Source organism: Streptomyces achromogenes subsp. achromogenes, from assembly GCF_000720835.1.
Classification (GTDB): domain Bacteria; phylum Actinomycetota; class Actinomycetes; order Streptomycetales; family Streptomycetaceae; genus Streptomyces; species Streptomyces achromogenes.
The window spans coordinates 159,936-176,098 of the sequence record NZ_JODT01000002.1 but is presented as its reverse complement, the minus strand read 5'-3'; the positions used below and the strand labels follow the sequence as shown (position 1 = coordinate 176,098).

The window sequence follows — 16,163 nt, the reverse complement described above, 5'->3', positions numbered from 1 at the left end:
GCCGATCGTGGTCACCCGGCGCAGCCGACATCCAGTACCTCGACCACGTCGTCGTGGACGATGTACACCAGCCAGCACCATTCACCGAAGGCCGCCGCAAGGTCCGGGACCTGGGCCCGACGGTCCTCGGAGACGGCCGTGATCAGCATGATGATCTCTTCGTGCATGTCCTCCGGGACGTCGAACAGCACGTTGGCGGCCCGTTGGATGAGTTCGATTCTCATGGCGTCCACCCGTGGACGGCAGCGTTTCCCGTGGTGTGCGGTTGTATACCCCGGCGGGGTCTGTCACGGAAGGGGGAACAGGGCCCGTGAGTGGGATCGGGGCCCGGGAGTGGGATCAGGGTCCGTGAACATGGTAATTCCGCCGGTTCCGGGCGGAGCCGGCCAGTCCCCGCACGTGGTCAGGCCGGGCCCGGCCTGCCGAACAGTTCCGCGTAGTCGGTCGGCAACTGCGACAGCAGGTCGTCGACCTCTCCGCTCGGGACCACGTCCGCGACGGTGGACAGGACGGCGCCGGCGTCCCATTCGGCGGTCCGGGGCCGGGCTCCGGTCTGCGCGGCCACACGCCGCAGGAATTCCTCTCGCCCGAGGGCCTCCGGCCGTTCCGGGTGCGTGTGCAGGACGTCGTCCAGCGGCGCGGGCAGCTGGGCCGCCAGGTCGTCCGCCTCCTCGGGCGTGATCCGCGTGGCGAGCACCCGCAGCACCGACGTGCTGATGTGCTCGGCCTCCTCCTCGCTGCGGTACTCCCCTCGATCGCGGACCTGGGCCAGGAATTCCACCAGCTTCACGGTGCCCTCCTCGGACTGGTTCCTTCGGCATGCCCGGGAAACGGCCGGTGCGAGACCGGCGCTGGACATGAGCGCCGCTCAGGGGCCTTTGCCGGCCTCGGCGAGGCCCACGCCGGCCTCACACCCCGGCGGGCCGGGTCTCCGCCTCCGGGCCGGACGCGGCCGTCGCACGCAAGGGGGTGACGGCCCGGGTGTGGTCGAGATAGCAGAAGGCGTCGTAGCGCTCGGCCAGGACGGTGGGAACGTAGGTGCCGAGGCGTTCGTACCGCGGCTCGTAGACCACCCCGATGGCCCGGTGGCCGCGCTCCTCGTGGAACCACGCGCGCCGGCCGGTGGCGGGCGGTCGCTGGAACTGCACCGGGGGGAAGACGAAGAGGGCCTGCTCACCGGGCAGCGCCGTGTGCAGCAGGTCCTCCAGGCTGCCGGTGTGCGCGGGCGGCACCTCCATGACCCGGGGCTCGTCGCCCCAGGCGTCCGCGGCGATCACCGTGCCGGTGTACGAGCCGAAGCCGACCAGCGCCACGCCCGCCCCCATGTGCCGTTCGCGCACCAGCTGACCGACGTTGATCTCGCCGATGTCGGCCATGTCCGTGGCGCGGGCGTCCCCGACGTGGGTGTTGTGCTCCCACACCACCGCCTTGGCGCCGGGGCCGTAGTGCTCCATCAGCCGGTCCAGCGTGTCGGCCATGTGCCGGTCGCGGATGTTCCAGGAGTCCGGGCCGCTGTCCAGCATGGCCCGGTAGTAGCGTTCGGCGCCGGCCAGCACCTCGGCGTTCTGCCGCGCGGCGAACTCCGTGAGCGAGCCGTCCGGGGAGGCCGCCCGTGTGGCCGCGCGGTGTGTGTCCGTGAGCAGGGAGATCACCTCCCGCTCACATCCGTGCGGGACATACCGTGTGGCCGGCGCGTACGGATGCGGGTCCGCGGCGTACGGCTCGAAGCACCGGTACGCGTCCAGGGCGGGCCGCACCCGTTCGGGGTCGTGCGCGCGGAGGTGGGCGAGGACGGCGTGGAGCGACTCCCACAGGCTGTAGACGTCCAGCCCGAGGAATCCGACGCGCCGCTCGGGCGGCAGCCCCTCGTTGTGCCGGCGCAGCCACCGGGTGAACGCCGCGACCTCGCTGTTGCCCCACATCCACGCCGGCCAGCGGCCGAAGCCCGCCAGCACCTCGCCGGGGTCCTCGGGCGCGCCCGGGGCCGCGACCACCGAGCAGTGCACGGCGTGGCAGTCGGACCAGTCGCCCTCCACCGCGACGAAGGAGAACCCCTTCTCCTCGATCAGCCGACGGGTCAGCACGTCACGGAGCCGGTAGTAGTCGGCCGTGCCGTGGGACGCCTCGCCCAGCAGGACGTAGCGGGCGTCGCCGATGCGGTCCAGCAGGGGGTCCAGGGCGCCCGGACCGGTCAACGGCAGGGCCGCCTCCCGGATGCGGGCCTGTTCGGTGTCGGGCACGGCTCGCCTCCCTTCCGCGGGGCGCACCTCCGGGTCCCCGCCGCTGCGCACCCCGAAACCCGAGGTCATCGCGGCATCCCGGAGTGCGGGGAGCGTGCACACAGAGGCATGTGTGACATGAATCACACTGCGGGGTGTGTGCGTGTTGCTTCGCTCACTCAAGTGGGGGAATTCGGATAAAAAGCACATAAGCCTCAATGCTGGAGAGGGGACGACGCCCATGTCGTATCCGCAATACTCCACCGGCATGACCGGACACCCCGAGATGGCGGAGATGCGGGAGCGGCTCGAACGCACCGCCTCCACCGGCAAGGCGATCGCCCTCGAAGGGCTGATCCTCCTGACCGGTGTCTACGTCGCGATCTCGCCGTGGGCCGTCCACTTCGCGGGCTCGCGGAACATCACCGCCAACAACCTGATCGTCGGCATCACCATCGGCCTGATCGGTCTCGGCCTGGCCCTCGTGCCCGAGCGGATGTTCCGTCTGGCCTGGGCGCTGGTACCCCTGGGCGTCTGGCTCCTGATCTCGCCCTGGGTGGTCAGCGCCACGCACAGCGCACGGGCCGGCATCATCTGGAACAACGTCCTGACCGGCGTCGTCACCATGGCACTCGGGCTGGCCGCCATGGGCCTCACCATCGCCGTCGCCCGCCCGGACAAGCGCTGAGCCGGGGAGCGTGCCGCCCCCGCGCGGGTCCGGCACGCTCCCCGCGCCGGCGGGCGGACGCCCGGTTTCGTCCGCCGAGGCATGGAACCCGCACGGGAGAGGCGGAAGCCGCCATCCCCGTCCTTCCACGCCAAGGCGAACGATCGGAAGGTATGACGATGCCCACCACCCGCTCATCCGACTTCGAGCACGCCATCCACAGTGCGAACATCTGGCTCAAGGCGGTCGCGCAAGCCCTGGGAACGGACGACCGCCATCTCGCCCACCGGGTCCTGCGCACCTGGCTGCACACCCTCCGGGACCGGCTCACCGTCGACACGTCGGCCCACCTCGCCGCACAACTCCCCGAACTGCTGCGCGGCGCCTACTACGACGGCTGGACGCCGAGTTCCGTGCCCATCAAGTACGACATCGACGGCTACGTGAACCGCTTCGCCCAGGAAGCCAAGGTCAACGCCGAAGACGTGCCGAACATGGCGGCGGCCGTCACCACGGTCGTACGCGACCATGTCTCGCCCGGCACGCTGGAGTCGGCACTGGATCAGCTCCCGAACGACATCTGCGCCCTGCTGCTCCAGCCGGCCTGAACCGCAGCGGTCCGCTACGGCCGCCGGTGACCGGGAGGCGGGTCCGTGCGCGGGGTCAGCGGCGGTCCGCTGTGACCAGCCATGACGTGCTGAGCAGACGGACCGTGCCGTCCGCCGCCAGGTGGCCGCGCAGATGGTCCGTCAGGACGCGGCGGGCGCGGGCGCGCGTGCCCGCGTCGGCCCGCGCCAGCAGGTGGCGGCCCGGGCCCGTGCCCAGCAGGAACTCCGCCGCGTCCTCGGCCCCGTGGCCCCACACTCCGTGAGCGTGCACCCGGTCCACGGTGACGGCGGTGAACCCGGCCGTGGTGAGGACGGCACGGATGCGGTCCGCGGCGGCCAGGGAGAACATGCCCGGCAGTGCGGGCGTCCCGAAGTCGCCGACCGGCACAAGACCACGCAGGCTCGCGATCGCCGTCACCCAGTCGTTGAGCGTGGCGTCGGCCGGGCAGACGAACGCCAGCCGCCCGCCGGGCCGCAGCGCCCGGCCGATGTTGCCGAAGGCCGCGATCGGGTCGGCGAAGAACATCAGCCCGTAGCGGCTGACCGCCGCGTCGAACGCGGCCGTCTCGAAGGGGTGCACCTGCGCGTCGCCTTGTACGAAGGAGACGTTGCCGAGGCCCTCCTCCTTCGCGCGGGCCCGCGCCCCGGCCAGCATCGGCGCGGACAGGTCGAGGCCCAGCGCGCGGCCCCGGGGTGCCCGTCGCGCGGCGCGGCGCGTGGTCTGCCCGGAGCCGCAGCCGACATCGAGGATCCGGTGCTCACCGGTGATCGCCGCGGCGTCGAGCAGCGGGTGGTCGAAGCCCCCGTTCACGGCGTTCCAGCGGTCCTGGTGGCGGGCCCAGTGGGTGCCTTCGGAGCCGTTCCACGCCTGCGCCTGGTCGGTGTTGGCGATGTCCGGCACGGGTGCCTCCCGGTGTCGGCGACAAGAATGGGCGTGCGCCCAAACAGTATGGGCAGGTGCCCAAACCGGCAATCCCCTTTACACTCCGGGGAGTCGCATCGTCTGAGCCGGAACGGGAGAACGGCCCATGTCACCGCGCGGAGTGGCGACGCCGGACGTACGCGAGCGGTTGTTCGCGGCTGCCGAGCGCGTCGTGGAGCAGGGCGGCCCCGGCGCGCTCACCAGCCGGTCCGTCACCACCGAGGCGGGCTGCGCCAAGGGGCTGCTGCACGCGCACTTCGCGGGCCTCGACGAGTTCGTGGCCGAGCTTTGCCTCGACCGGTTCGCGCGGACGGCGGCGAAGGCGCGCGCGCTGTCGGGGCTCGTCGGGCAGGGCACGGTGGCGGACAACCTCGACGCCGTCGTCCTCGCGCTGCTCGACTCCGGTGGCCCCGCCCTCTCGGGCCTCGCCCTGACCCGGCCCGCGGCGACCCGGCGTATCTGCGAGGCGCTGGAAGGCGGGGCGCCCGGCTTCACCGCGATCCAGGAGGCCGTCACCGCCTATCTGGCCGACGAGCAGGAGCGCGGCCGGGTCGCGGCGACCGTGGACCCGCACACCGTGGCCCTCGCCCTGGTCGGCACCGCCCACCACCTCCTGATGACGAGCTGGCCGGGCACCCCCGACCCACGGCCCGCCATGACGCGCCTGGTGGCCGCGCTCCTGAAGGGCTGATGAGGGGCCCGACCCGTAGAGCCCCGTCACCCGTGGAGCCCCGTCACCCGTGGAGCCCCGTCACCCGTGGAGCCCCGTGACCCGCGCGGGAACTCTCCCGCGCGCGTGGTGCGGGGCGGCCGGTGATGTGCGCGGGCACGCGAAAGGCGGGACGTAGGCACTTTCCGTGGTGAGTGGTGCGGTTTTATGCGGGTTGTGCTGCACCTTCATCCATGCGGTGTGTTTATGCGGTTCAGCCGGTTATCCCATGCCGGTTCGGTCATCACGGTTGCGGGACCGGGCCCCGCAGGCCGGCGGACGGGACGCCGGTCCACACCCCTTCGGCCCGAAGGACACGGAAGGAGGTGACAGACATGGAGAACCGCGAGGAGGTCTACGAGGCGCCGATGCTCAGCGAGGCCGGCGACTTCGCCGAGGTCACGCTCGGCTGGCCGTTCGGACACCGCCGCGACGGCGGACTCCCGCCGTACTGGCTCTACCCCTACGGCGAGTGAGCCCGGTGCGGTGAACCCTGTGGGCGCGCGCGACGCCGCGCGTCCACCGGGTGCGGGGCCGCCCGACCTGCCCGTGAGGAGAAGGAGTGCCGTGGACGACTGGTGGGTGATGCTGCCCGATTCACCGGCCGCAGCCGCTGTCGCGGAGCGGCTGCGCCGGGACGGCGTGCGCCGCGTGCCGCACGCCTCGGGACGGCCCTGGCTGGTGGGCCGTTGGGACGCCCGGCAGGAAGTGTCGGCCCGGGCGGGCGAGGCACGGATCGTGGTACTGGGCCGGAGCACCGCACAGGCCGGGACGCTACGGCGGCGGATCGAGCGAGTGCGTCTGCCCGCGGAGGCGGAACACGCCGTGACGGGCCTCGCGGGCAGCTTCCATGTGCTGGCCTCGGTGGGCGGACGGGTATGGGCGCGCGGCACGGCATCGGCCGTACGTCGTGTCTTCACCACACACATCGACGGCGTACCGGTGGCGGCCGGCCGCGCCGATGTGCTGGCCGCCCTGTCGGACGCGGACCCCGACCCCGGGGCGCTCGCCGTGCGGCTCCTGCACCCGCCGGTGGCGTCCACGGTCCTCGCCGACCGCACCTTCTGGCGGAACGTGCGCGCCGTACCCCCGCAGGAGGCGTTGGTGTGGGAGCGCGACGGGCGCCGCGGGCCCGGGGTCCGCTGGTGGCGTCCCCCCGAACCGCACCTGTCGCTGACGGAGGCCGCGGCCGAGGTGCGTACGGCACTGACGGACGCGGTCGGCACCTGTACGGCCGGTGGCGGCACGGTCAGCGCCGACCTCTCCGGGGGACTGGACTCGACGAGCCTGTGCTTCCTGGCCGCACGGGAAGCGGACCGGCTGGTCACCGTGCACTGGGAAGGACGGGACCCGGACAACGACGACGCCGCCTGGGCCGCACGCGCCCGCGAGGCACTGCCCTCGGCCACCCACCTGGTGCTGACCGGTGAGGAGTCACCCGACTGGTTCGCCGGCGTGGGCGGGCTGCGGCTGCCCAGCGAGGAACCCTGCGCCTGGGTACGGGACTTCGCCAAACAGTCCGACCTGCTGCGGCGGGTCGGGGAACACGGCTCCCGGCTGCATCTGAGCGGCGGTGGCGGCGACGAGATGTTCACGCCGTTCCCCTGCCACCTCCAGGACCTGGCCGCCATCCGGCCGTGGCGGGCCTGGCGGCTGCTGAGCCGGGAACGCCACCAATGGCGCGCCGGCCGCCTCTCGGTGGCCCGCGGCGTTCTGCGGCGGACCTCCTACCGGCGGTGGCTGCTGGACGCCGCCGGACACCTGACCCTGGCGCCGCCGCCGGGTTTCACGGGCATGCTCGGCTGGCAGCCCGAACCCCGTGCGCCGGGCTGGGCCACTCCCGAGGCGGTGGTGCTGATGACGGACGCGCTGCGCACCGCGGCGGCCGACAGCCCCGAACCGCTCGCGCCCCAGCGGTCCGTGCACTGCGCGCTGCAACAGGTCTGTGAGGGCGGCAACACCATCCGCGTGCTGAACCAGACGCTGTCCGGCCCGGACATGGCCCTGCCCTACACCGACGACGCGGTCGTCACCGCCGCCCTGTCGGTCCGCCCGCTGGAAGCCGTACGGCCGGGCACGTACAAACCACTGCTGGGCGCCGCCCTGTCCGGCATCGTGCCCGCGCACCTCCTGGCCCGGTCGAACAAGGGCCCCTACGACGCCGACTTCTACCACGGGCTGCGCCGCCACCGCGGGGAGCTGCTGGCCCTGACCGAGGACTCGCTGCTGGCCGAAGCCGGGCTGATCGACACCGAACGGCTGCGCCGCGCCCTGTACCACCACGCCGCCACCGCCGAACTCGACCCGCTGCTCCACACGTTGGGCTGCGAGGTGTGGCTCCGCTCACTGGACGGCGGCGGACCGGCCCCGGTGCCGTACCCGCCGGTCACGAGAACACGGTGAACGAAGGGGTACGGCGATGGAAGGAGCCTGTTGATGTCCATAGCGCTGGCCGCGTACGTGACCGCGGTCGACACCGACGGTGGCGCCATGGTCCTGCTGGACGAACGCACCGGGCAATACAGGCAGTTGAACCCCACGGGTGCGCTCGTCCTGCGCCTGCTGCTGCGAGGCGCCGGCGCCGAGGACGCCGCGGCGGCCCTGGCGGAACGCTATCCGCAGGCCGGCGCGCGGGCCGGCGAGGACGTCGCGCGCCTCGTGGAAGCGCTGCGGCGGGCCGGACTGCTGCGTGACTGAGCCACCCGGCGTGATCCACCGCCCGGACACGGGAGGCCCGGAGAAGGTCCGGAAGCCCGGAGTACGCCTGAGAAAGACACTCTCTCGCCACCGCACCAGGAGCGATCACCATGACCGACCCCATCGGAGTACCCCAACCAGCCGTCGTCCCACCCTCGCGCCGCCTGCTCGCCCTGCTGGCCGTGGCCGCCGCCCGCCCGCTGGCCGGCGCCGGACCGCGCCGCATCCGCGCCGTCCTGCACCTGCTGCGCCGCGGAGCCGTCCCCGCCACCCGGCAACAGGCCGCCGCGGCCCGGCAGGCCGTGATCACCGTCAGCCCGCGCTGCGCCGCCGACCGCAGCTGCCTGCAACGCTCCCTGGCCACCGCCCTGTTGTGCCGCGCGTGGGGCATCTGGCCCACCTGGTGCACCGGCGTGCGCACCGACCCCTTCCGCGCCCACGCCTGGGTCGCCGTCGGTTCCGAGCCCGTGGGCGAACCGGCACACGAACGCGGCTACACGCCCGTCATCACCGTCCCGCCCCTGCCCCTCACCGGGAACCGCTCATGACCGGACGCCCGAGCCCCGCCACGGACACCGCCGCCGGCGGCCGGGGAACCCGGCGCGCCCTGCCGTACGCGGTCCACACCCGGGGGCTGGCCAAGTCCTACCCCGGCGGCCAGGACGCCGTACGAGGCGTGGACCTGACCGTCGCCACCGGCGAGATGTTCGCCTTCCTCGGCCCCAACGGCGCGGGAAAGTCCACCACCGTGTCCATGCTGTGCGCCCTGAAGAGGCCCAGCGCGGGGGAGGCCTGGGTCGCCGGGGCGAACGTGCTCATCGAGTCGCACCTGGTGCGCCGCCGCGTCGGCGTCCTGTTCCAGCACAGCGCCCTGGAGCCCGACCTGACCTGCGCCCAAACCCTGCACCTGCACGCGCGCCTGCACGGTCTGTCCCGCTCCGACGCCCGCTCCCGCACCGGCCAGGTACTGAGCGCCGCCCGGCTCGTCGAACACCGGCACGCACGGGTCCGCACCCTCTCCGGTGGCATGCGCCGCCGTCTCGACATCGCCCGCGCCCTGCTGCACGACCCCCGCGTGCTCTTCCTGGACGAACCGACCGCCGGACTCGACCCGCCCGCCCGCGCGCGCCTGTGGCAACACCTGCGCCGCCTGCGCGAGGACGAGCGCATCACCGTCTTCGTCACCACGCACTACCTGGAGGAGGCCGAGTACTGCGACCGGCTCGCCATCATCGACCACGGCCGTATCGTCGCCCACGGCACGCCCGCCGGCCTGAAGTCCGCCCTCGGGCAGGAGACCGTACGGCTGCGCACCAGCGACAACCGGCGGGCCGCCGCCCTGCTCAGAACCGACCACGGCCACACCGCCTTCGAGGGCGGCGAGGAGGTCACCGTGCCGGTGACCGACAGCGCCGAGTGGCTGCCCAGGCTGTGCGCCACCCTGGGCGCACACGGCATCCACATCCACACGGCCACCGCCACCGTGCCGACCCTGGACGACGTCTTCTTCCACCACACCGGCCGCCCCTTCGATCCCGAGAACGGCACCCCATGACGACGGCCCGCGTCCCGTCCAGGGCGGCCCACGCCGGGAAGGACGGAGTGCGTCAGGAACTGCGCGCCGTCCACGCACTCATCACGCGCGACTGGCTACGGCTGGCCGCCAACCCCACGAACACCGTGCTGATGCTCCTGCAGCCCCTGCTGTTCCTGCTCGCCTTCGGCGGCGGCCTGTCCGCACTCGTCCCCGACAGCGCCGTCGGCGGCCAGTACCGCGCCTTCCTCTATCCCGGCATCCTGCTCATGGCCATCCAGGCGCCGGCCGTCAGCGTGGGCATCCGGCTGATCACCGACCGGCACAGCGGCAACATCCGCGAGCTGCTCGTCACCCCCGCCCGCCGGTCGAGCCTGCTGTGCGGGATCTGCCTCGGCGGCTGTGCCACGGCCACGGCCCAGGGGGCCGTCCTGCTCGCCCTGGCACCGGCCGGCGGACTGCCCTACCGGCCCCTGCCGCTCGCCGGCCTCCTCGCGGAACTGGCCCTGGCCGCCTTCACGCTGACCGCGCTCACCCTCGTACCGGCCGTACACACCCGGCGGCCCGAGACCTTCAGCACGCTGCTGGGGCTGACCAGCGCTCCGCTGCTCTTCGGATCGGGAGCGCTCGTCCCCCTCTCCACCCTCCCCTCCTGGGTGACCTCCGCGGCCGCCCTCAACCCGCTCGCCTACGCCACCGACCTGCTGCGCCGCACCGCCGGCCCCACCACCGCCGCCGGCGTCCACTGGGGCTCATGGCAGCCACCGCCGGCCCTGGAGGCGGGCGTCCTCCTGCTGACCGCCATCACCGCCCTGCTCTGCACGGCCCACCGCTTCGGCCACACCGACGACATGACATGACCTCAGGTTCCGGCGCGGCCGGGCTTCCGCCAGGTCAGCGAGTACCGACGGAGCACATGACGGCGGTAGCGCACACCGGGCAACAGCCGACGTGCCGTGGCCCGGACCTGCCGGTAACTCATCCGGGGGACGGTGACCGGCATGCCCTCCGGCTCGCGCGCCCGGCGCAGCACCTTCGTGATCCGTACGACCGGGGCGGCCGCGATCGTCACCGCCCACTCCGCCGGGCCCTCCTCGCGCGCCAGACCGACCACCACCAGCGTGCCGGCGGGCCGCAGCAACTCGCGCATCCGGACCAAGGCGGTCTCGAAGTCCATGTGAGGGACGGCGGACACCGAGCAGATGAAGCCGTACCCCTCGTCCGGTAGGTCAGCGGTCAGGAAGTCGCCTTCGACGAAGGTGAGTCGGGGATCGTCGGTGGCGAGCGCCCGCGCGCGGGAGATCATCCGGGGCGACTTGTCGATCCCCGTGACCCGCTCGGCCCGCCCGGCCAGCTTCCGTGCCAGGAGTCCGTCCCCGCAGCCGACGTCCAACGCGTCCCCGCAACCGCCGGGAACCGTACGGAGGATGCCCGGGTGCCGGGCGACGTTGGTGTTCCAGTACGGTGTCGGGCCGGCTCGGTGCATCGGCTCATCGTGGGACCCGGACAGCTCTCAGCGGCCGAAGAGTCGCGGGGGAGGCTGGTCGGCGTGAACGGCGGCATCGGTCCTCGCGCCCTCGTACCCGTACCGTGGCTTCTCCGCTCCCACTGTCGACCAGCGGTGCCGGACGCCGAGTTCAGCCGCGTGTCAGCGCGGGCGCGTACGTGTGGTCGCCCAGGGCGCGGTGTACCAGTTCGAGAACCATGGCGATCACTTGGCGCTCATCGATGCCGACGCTCTCGTCCTTCTGGCCGATGAGGTCGTCCAGCAGGCCGTCGGACGCGTGGTAGGCCATGCGGAACGCCACACGGGTGTCGCCGGCCCGGAACGCGCCGGCGGCCGTGCCTTCCTCGACGAACGCGCACATCAGGTCGATGACCCGCTGGTTGGCCTGCCGGCACAGCTCCAGGGCCTTGGCGTTGGCCGAGCCGTAGACGATCCGGTGCAGTTCCGCGTTCGCGAGGGCGTGCCGGACGAGGGCGCTCATCACCCGGTCGATGGTGGGCCACCAGTCGTCGCTCTCGTCCAGGATCTCCTGCGCGGTGGAGACGATGGCGTCCACATAGCGCTCCCACAGCGCGCCGAGCAGGTGGTCCTTGGACTCGAAGTAGAGGTAGAAGGTGCCCTTGCCGATCTCGGCCGCGTCCGCGAGTTCGGAGATGGTGGCGCGTTCGAAACCCGTTGTGCCGAAAACGCGTTGCCCTGCACGCAGGATGTCGTCCCTGCGGTCGTCGGGGCTCTTGGTGACCCGCTTCCTCCGCGTCGTCGCCGGCATGCCCACCTCCGTTCACGCGGTGTCGTGGAGCCCTATGGGCGTGCCCAATATAGCTGACCGGCGGTCGGTCCCCTCTCGTTGACTGACCGTCGGTCATTTGTTTGACCGATGGTCGGCAGCACCTAATCACCGGCCTGGTGCCGCTGACCGTGGCCGGCGGGCTCTCCTCCGGTCACCGGTCTGCTGACGGCCGTGCGACTCCTCGCCGCCCTGGTGTCGGCGCTGTGCCTGCCGTAGCCCACCCTCCCGTGTGCGCCGATCCGCCGGTGCCGCTCGAAGTGTTGGAATTCGGGGGTGAATAGAGTTGAGTCCTGCCTCATGACTCAGTACGTCAAGACATTCCATGCCGTCGAGATCGGCGACGGCGGTGACGGGCGATGGGCCGAGCGGGTCCGGCCGGCCATGGCGGGCGCGGCGGTCTGGCTGACCGAGGAGGGGCGGACTCCCGAGGGCGCGGCGCGTGCCCGACGGCTCTTCGAGGAGCACATGCCCGAACTCGTCCCCGCGCTCGACCGGCTCGCCGGCCAACTCCCCTCACCCTGGGCCGGAACCCTTCTCACCATGGCGGCGGTACGGCCGTTCTTCTCCGGCTGCACCCAGATCGGCCGCGAGGGCACCCTGCTGAGAAACTACGACTACGCTCCCGAACACTGCGAAGGCACCATCGTCTCCTCCCACTTCCTCCGCCCGGTGATCGGCATGCAGGAGCCGGGTGGGGGCTGCTGGACGGCATGAACGACGCGGGTCTCGCGGTGTCGCTGACCTTCGGCGGGCGGTACGTCCACGGGCGGGGATTCGCCCTCCCGTTGGTGCTGCGCTATCTGCTGGAGACTTGCCGGACCGCCGACGAGGCGGTGGACAGACTGCGCACCATACCCATCGCGATTCCGCAGAACGTCACCCTTGTCGACCCGGACCGGACCGTGACGGTCCACGTCGGACCCGATATCCCGCTGACCGGGACGCGGGATTCCTGCGCCGCCAACCATCAGCACCTCCCGGTGCCGGACGAGCAGGAACGCGTCACCCGCACACAGGAGCGGCTGGCCGCTGTACGGGCGGCGGGCGTCGATGTCGCGGCGATGCTGCGACCGCCGCTGTACCAATACGTGTACGAGGACTGGCTGGGCACCATGTACACGGCCGAGTACCGGCCGGCGGAGGGCCGGGTGACCTACCACTGGCCCGAAGCGAGCTGGGAGCACTCCTTCGACGGCTTCTCCCCGGGCACCCTCACCGTCACCTTGGGGCTTCCGGACGGGCGCGACCAGAGCTGACGACAGGCCTGCTAAGTGCTGACTGTGGGTAAGCGTCAAACTACCGTCCCCGTGCGGGAACCCGGCTGCCGTCGCGCGTACTGCGGTGCGGCGGCCGGGCCGACCCTCGCGGTGGATCACCGTGAGCTCGGACGCCTACGACACCGGGGACTCGCCGCTCTGGGCCGCTTCGGCGCGATCTTCGGCCCGTGGATCGGCCGCGCCCCCGTAGCCGCGTACTCGGTGCGGCCGGCGGACCACTGATGTCGGCCGGACGGCCACCGGGTCGTGTGCCTACCCCTTCTTCTCGATCGCCTCGGCAAACGCGGCCAGTTGTGCGGCCAGATTCTTGATCTCGGCGATGGTCCAGTCGTCCATCAGCTCGGCCACGATGTCGGCCCGGGCCTGCCACAGCTTGCGGATGGCCTGCTTGCCCGCGCGGCTGACACTGACCAGCTGGGCGCGGGCGTCCGCCGGGTCCGGCTCACGGACGATGAAGCCACGGGCCTCCAACCGCTTGGCGGGCGGCGTGAGCGTGGACTTGTCGACCTCCATCACATCCGCGAGGACCGACAGCCGCACCGGCGCGTGGTGGGAGATCTGAGCGAGCAACGTGTAGTCCCCCAGGGACAGTTCGAGGCCCGACGCCGCCATGATGCGGCGTCGCGCCGCGGTGGAGAACATCCAGTTCCCCACCGTGGCGAGGGCCGCCGCCACCTCACCGGAAGCCTTGCGCTGTTCGTCCGGCCCGCCTGAGGAACCGGCAGACGTGCGTCCCATCCCAGACACCCACGTTCCTGATCGATTGGTTGTGGTCAACCAGCCATTATTCCCCGGCTCCGCCCCCGGCGGTTCCGCTCCGGACGGCACTCCCTTCTCCGGCGGCGCGAGGCGCTGACCGTCGTTCGTACACCACGACCCTGCGGCCGCGGGTCCGCTTGTCGGTGACCGGAGTGAAGTACCGGTGCAGGAGAGCGGTCTTCGCCCTGTCCCGGGGGGTGGTCGCCAGGGGGGCCGCCGGGGAGGCGTCCGTCACCAGGAGGACACGCTGTTCGCCGAGGAGCGCGCCGCGTATGACATCCGGTTCCGTCTCCACACCTTTGAGGGTGCCGGACTTCTCCGGGGACTCGGCCAGGGCTATGTCCCGCAGGCCCGCGAAGGCGTCCGGGGTGACGGACTTGGTGTCCCTGCGATCCGCGGGTACGAAGAGAACCGCGTCCCCGGGCCGCTTCAGGTGCCGTATGTCCGAGGCGACCGCCAGGACGTCGTCCACTCTGCTCGCCGGGGACCGCTTGGCCAGTGATTGCGGCAGCAGGGCCGTTACGGCCACGGCGAGCGTCACGGGGAGAATCCACCTCGACGCTGCCGGGAAGCGGGGCCGGGCAGCCCGTACCGCCGCGCCGACGGCCGCACCGATCAGGAGTGCCAGCCCCAGCATGCTGTAGAGAACGTAGCGGTCCAGGAAGATCGGCTGGATCAAAGACAGGGCGATCAGGCCGAGTTGCGGCACCGCGAGCAGCGGCACCCCTACGGCCGCCACCGATGACCGGCCTGCCCGGGGCCGCTCCAGCAGCGCGCCGGCGCCGCCGATCGCCAGCAGCACCCCCGGGCCGATCAGCATGTGCCAAGTCAACGGCGGTATCCAGGCCACCTGTGCGGACTGACCCCGGCTGAACGCGATCAGCGGCAGCACTCCGGCGGTGGCGCACCCGGCGGCGGCCGCCCAGCGGGCCAGGACTCCGCGCTCGGCCCGGGTCCAGAGCAAGGTGGCCAGATGGGCCGCGAGGATCATGAGCGAGAGCCAGTGCAGCAGGCCGGTGAGCAGGACAGTGGTGCCGTAGGCGGCCCAATGGCGGGTGCGGACCTGCCGCTGGAGGGCGGTGACGAGGAGCAGGGTGGAGATCGCCGCGCCGGCCGCCACCAGCGCGTAAGACCGGCCCTCCTGGAGATGGAACTGCACGGCCGGCAGCAGCCCGAACGTCATGCCGCCGGCCAGGCCCGCCCACTTCCCCGCCAGCCGGCGGCCGATGACGGCCACGCAAGCCGCCGCGACCGCTGTGGCCAGCACCGAGGGCAGCCGCAGGGTTGTCGTGCCGGGACCGAAACACGTGAACAGCGCGTGCATCAGCAGGTAGTAGAGCCCATGGACCACGTCGACGTTCGCCAGCACACGCCACATCTCCGCCGTCGAGCGCTGAGCCACCTGCCAGGTCGCGGCCTCGTCCCGCCACACACTGTGCTGCCGCGACAACCCCCACAGGCCGAAGACGAACGTCCACAGCATCGGCAGCACCCACACGGCGACCGTGCGGAGCGAGGGGGCCGGCGCGGCACGTGGCGCCCTGGGCGGGCACGGCGGGAAGGGAGTGGCTAACTTGAGGTCGGTCGACATGACGATGGGCTCCCGAGGCAGTTGTCCACCGTATTCAACACGTTGGGTGCCGGGGTGCGGGGAGCGGCCTGGTAGGAGGAGAGCAGGCGGAGCTTCTCGTCGTTGTCGCTGTCGCGGTCGGCGTGGTAGAGGACGAGGAGCAGACCGGGCGATCCGGAGACCAGGAGCTTCTCCCGGTTCAGCGTGAGTGCGCCGACCTGCGGATGGTCGAGCGTGACGGTCGCGCCCTCGCGGGTCCGCACGTCATGGCGTGCCCACAGCCGGCGGAAGCGCTCGCTGGCGAGCGAGAGTTCGCCCACCAGCTCGATGAACCGCGGATCGTCGGTGTCCGTGCCGACCGATTCCCGGAACCCGGCGACCAGGCCGGCGGTGGCCTCCTCCCAAGCGGGGTAGAGGGCTCGCTCGGCCGGATCGAGGAACACATCCCGCAGCCGGTTGCGGCCGGCGACCAGCCGGGGCGAGAGCGCCGTCGCCGGCGCGTTGGCCGCCAGGACGTCGAAGCAGCGGCCTTCGAGGAACGCCGGTTGCGTCAGCGAGTCCAGGAGCTTGCGGATCCCCGCGGGCACCGCCTCCTTGCGAGGCCGGCGGCGGACGCGGCGAGGGCTGTCGGAGCCCAGTCCGAGCAGATAGGCGGTCCCCGCGTCATCGAGCCGCAGCACCCGGGCCAGCGCTTCGAGCACCTGGACGGAGGGGTTGCGGTCCCGGCCCTGTTCCAGGCGCAGGTAATAGTCGGCACTGATACCGGCGAGCATCGCGACCTCCTCGCGGCGCAGGCCGGGAACCCGGCGGACACCGAGCTGGGGCAGACCGACACTCTCCGGCGTGACGAGTTCGCGGCGGGCGCGCAGAAACTCGCCGAGCATGTTCGTGTGGCGGTTCATGC

General features: G+C 72.1%; 20 protein-coding genes. 11 read left to right on the top strand and 9 right to left on the bottom strand.

Annotated features, from left to right (window positions below):
* Nucleotides 1-11: 11 nt before the first annotated feature.
* From IH25_RS0102620 to IH25_RS0102610, 3 genes are all read right to left on the bottom strand, one after another.
* Nucleotides 12-224, bottom strand: a complete 213-nt coding sequence (locus tag IH25_RS0102620; RefSeq protein WP_030602126.1) for a hypothetical protein — start codon at nucleotides 222-224, stop codon at nucleotides 12-14.
* A gap of 179 nt (nucleotides 225-403) precedes the next feature.
* A complete protein-coding gene (locus IH25_RS0102615) occupies nucleotides 404-790 on the bottom strand; it encodes a DUF2267 domain-containing protein (protein ID WP_030602123.1) in 387 nt (128 codons plus the stop codon).
* Nucleotides 791-908: 118 nt separating this feature from the next.
* The gene (locus IH25_RS0102610; RefSeq protein ID WP_245172669.1) at nucleotides 909-2,240 is read right to left on the bottom strand and encodes an erythromycin esterase family protein; all 1,332 of its coding nucleotides are present in this window, start codon (nucleotides 2,238-2,240) and stop codon (nucleotides 909-911) included.
* A gap of 220 nt (nucleotides 2,241-2,460) precedes the next feature.
* On the opposite strand from IH25_RS0102610, the gene IH25_RS0102605 reads away from it, so the two are divergent.
* Together IH25_RS0102605 and IH25_RS0102600 are read left to right on the top strand one after the other, a co-directional pair.
* On the top strand, nucleotides 2,461-2,907 hold the full coding sequence (locus IH25_RS0102605; RefSeq protein WP_030602114.1) for an SPW repeat protein: 447 nt from the start codon (nucleotides 2,461-2,463) through the stop codon (nucleotides 2,905-2,907).
* Nucleotides 2,908-3,065: 158 nt separating this feature from the next.
* A complete protein-coding gene (locus IH25_RS0102600) occupies nucleotides 3,066-3,494 on the top strand; it encodes a DUF2267 domain-containing protein (RefSeq protein ID WP_030602112.1) in 429 nt (142 codons plus the stop codon).
* Nucleotides 3,495-3,549: 55 nt separating this feature from the next.
* Here the strand turns inward: IH25_RS0102600 and IH25_RS0102595 are convergent, their stop codons facing one another.
* The gene (locus IH25_RS0102595) at nucleotides 3,550-4,395 is read right to left on the bottom strand and encodes a class I SAM-dependent methyltransferase (RefSeq protein WP_030602111.1); all 846 of its coding nucleotides are present in this window, start codon (nucleotides 4,393-4,395) and stop codon (nucleotides 3,550-3,552) included.
* A gap of 127 nt (nucleotides 4,396-4,522) precedes the next feature.
* Here IH25_RS0102595 and IH25_RS0102590 point away from each other — a divergent pair, with 127 nt between their 5' ends.
* The 7 genes from IH25_RS0102590 (at nucleotide 4,523) to IH25_RS0102560 (ending at nucleotide 10,216) form a co-directional block, all read left to right on the top strand.
* On the top strand, nucleotides 4,523-5,107 hold the full coding sequence (locus tag IH25_RS0102590; RefSeq protein ID WP_030602107.1) for a TetR/AcrR family transcriptional regulator: 585 nt from the start codon (nucleotides 4,523-4,525) through the stop codon (nucleotides 5,105-5,107).
* A 353-nt stretch (nucleotides 5,108-5,460) separates the two neighbouring features.
* Entirely contained in the window at nucleotides 5,461-5,601 is a 141-nt protein-coding gene (locus tag IH25_RS41070) for a keywimysin-related RiPP (protein WP_157846926.1), read from the top strand.
* Nucleotides 5,602-5,692: 91 nt separating this feature from the next.
* Nucleotides 5,693-7,528, top strand: a complete 1,836-nt coding sequence (locus IH25_RS0102580) for an asparagine synthase-related protein (protein WP_030602104.1) — start codon at nucleotides 5,693-5,695, stop codon at nucleotides 7,526-7,528.
* A gap of 33 nt (nucleotides 7,529-7,561) precedes the next feature.
* A complete protein-coding gene (locus tag IH25_RS0102575; protein ID WP_030602101.1) occupies nucleotides 7,562-7,822 on the top strand; it encodes a lasso peptide biosynthesis PqqD family chaperone in 261 nt (86 codons plus the stop codon).
* A gap of 110 nt (nucleotides 7,823-7,932) precedes the next feature.
* On the top strand, nucleotides 7,933-8,370 hold the full coding sequence (locus tag IH25_RS0102570; RefSeq protein ID WP_030602098.1) for a lasso peptide biosynthesis B2 protein: 438 nt from the start codon (nucleotides 7,933-7,935) through the stop codon (nucleotides 8,368-8,370).
* On the top strand, nucleotides 8,367-9,377 hold the full coding sequence (locus tag IH25_RS0102565; protein ID WP_078844097.1) for an ABC transporter ATP-binding protein: 1,011 nt from the start codon (nucleotides 8,367-8,369) through the stop codon (nucleotides 9,375-9,377). The genes IH25_RS0102570 and IH25_RS0102565 overlap by 4 nt, the downstream gene beginning before the upstream one ends.
* Complete coding sequence (locus IH25_RS0102560; RefSeq protein WP_030602091.1) at nucleotides 9,374-10,216, top strand: ABC transporter permease; 843 nt, start codon at nucleotides 9,374-9,376, stop codon at nucleotides 10,214-10,216. The genes IH25_RS0102565 and IH25_RS0102560 overlap by 4 nt, the downstream gene beginning before the upstream one ends.
* Before the next feature lie 2 nt (nucleotides 10,217-10,218).
* Here the strand turns inward: IH25_RS0102560 and IH25_RS0102555 are convergent, their stop codons facing one another.
* Both IH25_RS0102555 and IH25_RS38415 read right to left on the bottom strand, forming a co-directional pair.
* Entirely contained in the window at nucleotides 10,219-10,842 is a 624-nt protein-coding gene (locus IH25_RS0102555) for a class I SAM-dependent methyltransferase (RefSeq protein WP_030602088.1), read from the bottom strand.
* Between the two features lie 151 nt (nucleotides 10,843-10,993).
* Nucleotides 10,994-11,632 carry a TetR/AcrR family transcriptional regulator gene (locus IH25_RS38415; protein ID WP_030602086.1) on the bottom strand — a complete coding sequence of 213 codons (639 nt, stop codon included), beginning with the start codon at nucleotides 11,630-11,632 and terminating at the stop codon, nucleotides 10,994-10,996.
* Between the two features lie 318 nt (nucleotides 11,633-11,950).
* Between IH25_RS38415 and IH25_RS42055 the strand changes: the two genes are divergently transcribed.
* Both IH25_RS42055 and IH25_RS42050 read left to right on the top strand, forming a co-directional pair.
* Nucleotides 11,951-12,367 carry a C45 family peptidase gene (locus IH25_RS42055; RefSeq protein WP_245172668.1) on the top strand — a complete coding sequence of 139 codons (417 nt, stop codon included), beginning with the start codon at nucleotides 11,951-11,953 and terminating at the stop codon, nucleotides 12,365-12,367.
* Nucleotides 12,364-12,909 carry a carcinine hydrolase/isopenicillin-N N-acyltransferase family protein gene (locus IH25_RS42050; RefSeq protein WP_245172667.1) on the top strand — a complete coding sequence of 182 codons (546 nt, stop codon included), beginning with the start codon at nucleotides 12,364-12,366 and terminating at the stop codon, nucleotides 12,907-12,909. The genes IH25_RS42055 and IH25_RS42050 overlap by 4 nt, the downstream gene beginning before the upstream one ends.
* 273 nt (nucleotides 12,910-13,182) lie before the next feature.
* Here IH25_RS42050 and IH25_RS38410 read toward each other — a convergent pair whose 3' ends face one another.
* From IH25_RS38410 to IH25_RS0102530, 3 genes are all read right to left on the bottom strand, one after another.
* Complete coding sequence (locus tag IH25_RS38410; RefSeq protein ID WP_051753670.1) at nucleotides 13,183-13,668, bottom strand: MarR family winged helix-turn-helix transcriptional regulator; 486 nt, start codon at nucleotides 13,666-13,668, stop codon at nucleotides 13,183-13,185.
* A gap of 46 nt (nucleotides 13,669-13,714) precedes the next feature.
* Nucleotides 13,715-15,172 carry a glycosyltransferase family 39 protein gene (locus IH25_RS0102535; RefSeq protein WP_051753754.1) on the bottom strand — a complete coding sequence of 486 codons (1,458 nt, stop codon included), beginning with the start codon at nucleotides 15,170-15,172 and terminating at the stop codon, nucleotides 13,715-13,717.
* An 86-nt stretch (nucleotides 15,173-15,258) separates the two neighbouring features.
* Entirely contained in the window at nucleotides 15,259-16,161 is a 903-nt protein-coding gene (locus IH25_RS0102530) for a helix-turn-helix domain-containing protein (RefSeq protein WP_030602076.1), read from the bottom strand.
* Between the last annotated feature and the right edge of the window lie 2 nt (nucleotides 16,162-16,163).